The following is a 6,591-nucleotide window of genomic DNA, read 5'->3' as shown; positions in this document are numbered from 1 at the left end:
GTTTGGTGATCATTGTAAGCATCAATAATTTCAGTTTTTAATTCTTCAGGAATAGGAAAAATAGAAGGATTAAAATCACCAATGGTCAGGTTTGCTATTTGGGCACCCTTTCTTTTTAACTCATTTACTTCATTACCTATTTTAATGATTTCTGAGCCTATAAGCGCGCTTGCTAATACAGATACGTTCATTTTAATGTTTTATATGGTCAATAATTTAAGCCAGTAATTGATCAATGGCTTCATTGGTTTTCTCAAATTTAAACTGCGAAAGCACTTCATCCATCATCGCCGAAATTTCAGCGTTGCATAAATTGCCAATACTGCCTTCGTGGGTATGGTTAAGCTCCATACTTGGCTTAAAAGTCCCTTGTTCAATACTTTCGCCTACTACCTTATAAGCTTCTCTAAAAGGAAGCCCTTTCAGCGCCAATTCATTAACCACCTCTACACTAAATAAATAAGCGTATTTTTTGTCTGTCAGGATATCAGACTTGATGCTGATGTTCTGCAGCATAAAAGTAGCCATGGTTAAACATTCGTTAAGGGAAGTGATGGCCGGAAAAAGGTTCTCTTTCAATAACTGCAAGTCACGGTGGTAACCTGATGGCAAGTTAGTGGTCATCATGGCAATTTCATTAGGCAAGGCCTGTATTTTATTACAACGCGAACGAATCAGTTCAAATACATCAGGATTTTTCTTGTGAGGCATAATGCTCGATCCAGTCGTCAGCTCATCTGGAAAGGTGATGAAAGCAAAATTCTGGTTGATGAAAAGGCAAACATCCATCGCCATTTTAGCTAGTGATGCCGCTACTGACGACATGGCCTGTGCTAATATGCGCTCGGTTTTACCCCTGCCCATTTGAGCGTAAACAACATTATAGTTTAAAGATTCAAAACCCAGCAAGTTGGTGGTCATGGTTCTGTTCAAAGGAAAAGAAGAGCCATATCCCGCAGCAGAGCCTAATGGGTTCTTGTTACATACTTTCCATGCTGCCAGCATCACTTCTAAATCATCTACAAGGCTTTCTGCATAAGCACCAAACCAAAGGCCAAAAGAAGAAGGCATGGCAATTTGCAAATGCGTATAACCGGGTAGCAATTTGTCTTTGTGTGTCTCACTCAGTTGAAGCAACTGCTGAAACAAGGTGTTGGTGTTGCCCACCATTTCCTCAATTTTATGTCTGAAAAACAGTTTCAAATCTACCAGCACCTGGTCGTTTCGCGAACGTCCGCTGTGGATCTTTTTACCTGCCTCACCAATTCTTTGGGTTAAAAGCCACTCTACCTGTGAGTGAACATCCTCTACAGTCTGCTCAATTACAAAATTACCTGCTTCAATTTCGGAATAGATGTTTTTAAGTTCTTTCTGAATGATCACCAACTCTTCTGCAGTCAATAATCCAATGCTTTCCAGCATCTCTACATGTGCAAGAGAACCCAGCACATCAAAAGCCGCCATCTCTAAATCCAATTCCCTGTCCTTTCCTACGGTGAAGGTTTCTATATCTTTATTTACGTCAATATTCTTTTGCCAGATTTTCATCTTTAATATTAGTGTTTTTCAACGGTGATGAAGCTTTCATGATTTAAATCATTCAGGTTTCATTATTCCTGTTTTTGTTTTTCTACTGTAATGAAGCTTTTATAATTAAAATCATTTGAAGCCACATTATCCTGTTATTTTTAAACGCTGATGAAACTATATGAGTGCTTCAATTCACGCATTTTCTTTATTTGTCTAGGTACTGAGCCTAATTTAAGCATAAATACCGACAGCCAGGTAAAGCTTATTTATTGACCATCAATCACAGGTTTCAACATTTCGATATAAAGCTGTATACCTTCCGCAATTTCATTGACGAATACATATTCATCAGCCATGTGCGAACGTGCAGAATCTCCAGGGCCTATTTTGACAGAAGGGATACTCAATAATGCCTGATCTGACATCGTTGGAGATCCATAGGTTTTTCTTCCAAGGGCTATTCCAGATTGTACAAAAGGGTGCTCAATGGCTATTGAAGATGATTTTAACCTTGTTGAACGTGGTTTCACCTCACAGTCTACATTGTTCCTGATGATTTTTAACACCTCTTCATTTGTATAGGCATCTGTTACCCTTACATCAACTGTAAAAGTACAAGCAGCAGGCACCACATTGTGTTGTGATCCTGCATTAATGATGGTAACAGACATTTTAAGGGGTCCGAATACTTGAGACTGCTTTGAGAATCTGTAGTTACGGAACCATTCTATATCCTTCAATGCTTTGTAAATGGCATTATCGCCTTCTTCTCTTGCCGCATGCCCAGCGGTACCGTGTACTGTACAATCCAGCACCATCAAACCACGTTCTGCAATAGCAAGATCCATCAGCGTTGGTTCACCGACAATAGCAAATTCCAGCTCTCCAAGTTCAGGTAGGATGCTTTCCAGACCATTTATACCAGAAATTTCTTCTTCTGCAGAGGCCGCCAGACAAATGTTATAGCTTAATCCCTCCTGCTCATAAAAGTAAAGGAAGGTAGCGATCAGGGAAACCAGGCAACCGCCGGCATCATTACTGCCTAGCCCGTATAATTTACCATCTATAATAGCTGGCGAATAAGGATCACGTGTATAGCCAGGATTGGGTTTTACCGTATCATGATGCGAGTTGAGAAGTAATGTCGGTTTTGCTGCATCGAAATGTAAGTTATAAGCCCAGATGTTATTGAGCTTGCGATGTGTTTTAACATTTCTATCCTGCAAAAACTGCTCAATGGCATCACCTGTATTGATTTCTTCCCTACTGAAAGACTGAATGCTGATCAGTTTTTTTAACAAGTTTAAACTATCTTCCTGCAGTTGTGCGGTCATATTATTCTTTAGTATATAAGTTGCCTGCTTTGTAAGCAGATAATTTGATGCCTTTGATTAAAGAAGAGCTGAAACCATTATGCTCCATCTCGTTTAATCCGGCAATGGTACATCCTTTTGGTGAGGTTACCTTGTCTATTTCCTGCTCCGGGTGAGATTTCATTTGGAGCAGCAAGTCGGCAGCTCCTTTAGCAGTTTGCACGGCCATTTTAAGCGCGTCTTCGGCATGGAAGCCTATTTCTACACCACCTTGAGAAGCAGCACGGATAGCCCTTAAAAAGAAAGCGATTCCACAGGCACATAATGCCGTGGCTGCTGTCATCAGGTCTTCGTTAATTTTAACCACAGCACCCACCGTTTCAAACATGCGGGTTACTTCAATCACATGAGCATCTGTGCCATTATCGGTAGCTACACATGTCATCGACTGACCGATGGCGATTGCGGTATTGGGCATTGCCCTCACTACCTGCACCTGCTCTGTTAAGCGGGAACGGATATCCTGACAAGTTACGCCGGAGGCAACAGAAATTAACAGGTGTTTTTCAGGGTTGATCACGCTGCTGATCTGCTCTAACAACTGGTTAAGCTGTTGAGGCAATACGGCAAGCACCACCACATCTGCCTGAGCAACTGCCGCAGCATTGTCAGCAGATATTTCGAAACCCAGTTCAGCAAAAGGTTTCAGGTGATCAATATTTCGCCTGGTCAGGCATATTTGTGCTGCTTGCACATAATCGGCTTTCACCAGGCCTTTAGCCAGCGAAAGGCCTATATTTCCACTACCTAAGATAGCGATTTTGCCTTGGTATTGTTCCATAATCAGGAGATTAGTCGGGTTCCAAAATTTTGTTCATTAAGGAGCGGCAATTCATCAGCTTTGCCAATGTATACCGCTTTAACACCAGCATTGATGGCTTCAAAGGCATTGTGAAGTTTGGGAATCATTCCCCCGGATACAACACCTGTATCTTTTAGTCCTTCGAATTCATTGCTCCTGATTTCCCGCACCAGGGAAGATTCATCTTCCACATCTTTCAATACTCCTTTTTTCTCAAAGCAATAAACCAAACTGGTTTCATAGTTTGCAGACATCGCTACTGCTACTGCCGAAGCGATGGTATCTGCATTTGTATTTAACAACTGTCCGTCGCCATCATGTGTAATGGCACAAAGAACAGGGATAAAGTTTGCCTGTAAAAGGCTGCTCAAGGTAGTGGCATTGACTGCGTTCTCTGGCAAATCGCCCACAAAACCATAATCTATCGTCACTACCGGGCGTTTTACCGCCTTAATCACGTTGCCATCTGCACCACTTAAACCAATGGCATTACAGCCTTTGGCCTGTAGCTGGGCAACCATATTTTTATTGATCAGTCCACCATAAACCATGGTGACAATCCTAAGCGTTTCTATATCGGTAATGCGTCTTCCTTCTACCATTTTAGCTTCCACACCCAGGGAAATCCCTAAATCTGTAGCCACTTTTCCACCCCCATGTACCAGGATTTTCTTACCCGGAAGGGCTGTAAAATCTAGCAGAAAGCGATGGAGGTTTGCAGAATTGTCAATTACGTTTCCACCAATTTTAACAACGGTAAGTAGCTCCATTTTTTTTATGGTTAGACTATGATAAACTTTGTAATAGGTCTTTCAAGACTGCCTGTGCAGCCCATAAGCGGTTGCCTGCCTCATGGATAACTAATGAATGAGGGCCATCCAATACTTCGGAAGATAGTTCAAGGTCTCTGCGTACTGGTAAACAGTGCATTACTTTAGCATCATTACTCACCTTTAAGTGTTCATGCGTTAACATCCAGCCTTCAGGGAAAGGTAAAACCTTTCCATAATCCTGGTAGCTTGACCAGTTTTTTACATAAACGTAATCTGCGCCTGTTAAAGCCTCCTCCAGGTTGTGCGTAATTGCTGCACCTGGGGTAAAATCTTCATTAAGCTCAAAACCTGCAGGGTGGGCAATGGTAAAATCTACCAGGCCTTCTTGCTGCGCTTTGCACATCCACTCTGCAAAAGAGTTCGGTACTGCTTGTGGCAAAGCTTTCACATGTGGTGCCCAGGCTAAAACAACTTTAGGCTTTGCGGCACCTTTCCATGTTTCACGGATGGTGACTAAATCTGCCAGACTTTGTAAAGGATGGCGTGTAGCACTTTCCAGGCTCACCACAGGTACGCCACAGTATTTTATAAATTTATTGAAAAAATCTTCGCTATAATCTTCTTCCCTGTCTTTCAACTTCGGGAAAGAACGCAGACCAAGGATGTCACAGTATTGACCCATTACAGCTGCTGCTTCACGGATATGTTCAACAGTGCTGCCATTCATCACCATACCATCCTGCGTTTCCAGTGCCCAGCCTTCTTTGTCCATGTTCATCACCATTACGTTCATCCCTAAATTAAGGGCTGCCTTTTGGGTGCTCAACCTGGTACGCAAGCTTGGATTTAAGAAAACCAAGCCTAAGGTTTTATTTTTACCCAACTGCTGATCCGAATAAGGATCATTTTTTAAGGCAATCGCTGCCTCTACCAATTGGTTAATATCTGCTATATCGTTTACTGAAGTGAATTGTTTCATCCTTTTAACGCGATTTTAAAGTTTTCTAAAAATTGATCCGCTTGTTGCATGGTTAAACTTAAGGCGGGCAATAACCTGATGACATTAGGTTTTGCCTCTCCTGTAAAGATATGTTGTTTAAATAAAAGGTTCTTTTTGACTGCTGCTTTTTCTGCAGGTAATTCAATGCCGATCATTAATCCACGACCACGAACTTCAATAATGCCTTCTATTTCTTTTAGAGAGTCGATCAGGTATTTCCCAACAGCCTGTGCATTCTCCATCAGTTTCTCTTGTTCCATTACTTCAAGTACAGCAAGTGCCGCAGCACAAGCTAAATGGTTACCGCCAAAAGTGGTACCCAACATGCCATGCCATGGTTGAAACTTTGGTGCAATAGAAATTCCACCAATAGGAAAGCCATTGCCCATGCCTTTCGCCATGGTATAAACATCGGCACTTACACCCGCATAATCATGCGAATAGAAATGACCAGTTCTACCATAACCACATTGAACACTGTCGGCAATATAAACTGCATTATGCTCATCACATAAGGAACGGATGGCTTGTAAAAATGGAATAGAAGCCTCTTTAATACCCCCAACACCCTGGATACCTTCAATAATAACCGCTGTAATTTCATTACCATATTCCTTGAAAGCATTTTGTAAGGCCTCCACATCATTATGAGGTAAGAAAACAACATTATCTGTTTCATTTACCGGAGCGATAATTTTAGGGTTATCGGTTGCCGAAACGGCGAGAGAGGTTCTGCCATGAAAGGCGCCTTTAAAAGCGATGATCTTTTTTCTGCCGTTATAGAAAGAAGCTAATTTCAAAGCGTTCTCATTGGCTTCAGCACCTGAATTACATAAAAATAGCTGGTAGTCGGTTTTACCGGATACCTGGCCTAATTTCTCTGCCAGGGCATTTTGTAAAGGAATTTTAACCGAATTGGAGTAGAAACCAAGGTTGTGCAGTTGATCGGTAATTCTTTTAACGTAGTGAGGGTGTGTATGACCGATAGAAATAACAGCATGACCGCCGTACATATCTAAATATTCTTGTCCTTCAGCATCCCAAACATTGCTTCCGGCAGCTTTTACAATTTCTATATCATTTAGTGGGTAAACATCAAATAAGTTCATTTTA

General features: G+C 41.6%; 6 protein-coding genes and 1 pseudogene. All 7 read right to left on the bottom strand.

The genetic code is table 11. The features are described from left to right. Window positions 1–191: pseudogene (locus ACR2F7_RS13975) on the bottom strand (pyridoxal phosphate-dependent aminotransferase); the annotation flags it as partial. Between the two features lie 25 nt (window positions 192–216). Next, a complete protein-coding gene (gene argH / locus ACR2F7_RS13970; protein ID WP_432714167.1) occupies window positions 217–1,548 on the bottom strand; it encodes an argininosuccinate lyase in 1,332 nt (443 codons plus the stop codon). 248 nt (window positions 1,549–1,796) lie between these two features. Beyond that, a complete protein-coding gene (locus ACR2F7_RS13965; protein WP_432714166.1) occupies window positions 1,797–2,864 on the bottom strand; it encodes a M20 family metallo-hydrolase in 1,068 nt (355 codons plus the stop codon). A 1-nt stretch (window position 2,865) separates the two neighbouring features. Then, on the bottom strand, window positions 2,866–3,684 hold the full coding sequence (proC, locus tag ACR2F7_RS13960) for a pyrroline-5-carboxylate reductase (RefSeq protein WP_432714165.1): 819 nt from the start codon (window positions 3,682–3,684) through the stop codon (window positions 2,866–2,868). 2 nt (window positions 3,685–3,686) lie between these two features. Continuing rightward, window positions 3,687–4,475, bottom strand: a complete 789-nt coding sequence (gene argB / locus ACR2F7_RS13955; RefSeq protein WP_432714164.1) for an acetylglutamate kinase — start codon at window positions 4,473–4,475, stop codon at window positions 3,687–3,689. A gap of 16 nt (window positions 4,476–4,491) precedes the next feature. Next, a complete protein-coding gene (locus ACR2F7_RS13950) occupies window positions 4,492–5,457 on the bottom strand; it encodes an acetylornithine carbamoyltransferase (protein ID WP_432714163.1) in 966 nt (321 codons plus the stop codon). After that, window positions 5,454–6,587: an aspartate aminotransferase family protein gene (locus tag ACR2F7_RS13945; protein ID WP_432714162.1), complete on the bottom strand. Its 1,134-nt coding sequence runs from the start codon at window positions 6,585–6,587 to the stop codon at window positions 5,454–5,456. The genes ACR2F7_RS13950 and ACR2F7_RS13945 overlap by 4 nt, the downstream gene beginning before the upstream one ends. Between the last annotated feature and the right edge of the window lie 4 nt (window positions 6,588–6,591).

The sequence above is a fragment of the Pedobacter sp. genome, from assembly GCF_045628745.1.
Lineage (GTDB): Bacteria > Bacteroidota > Bacteroidia > Sphingobacteriales > Sphingobacteriaceae > Pedobacter.
This window is presented reverse-complemented; position numbering and strand designations above follow the sequence as displayed.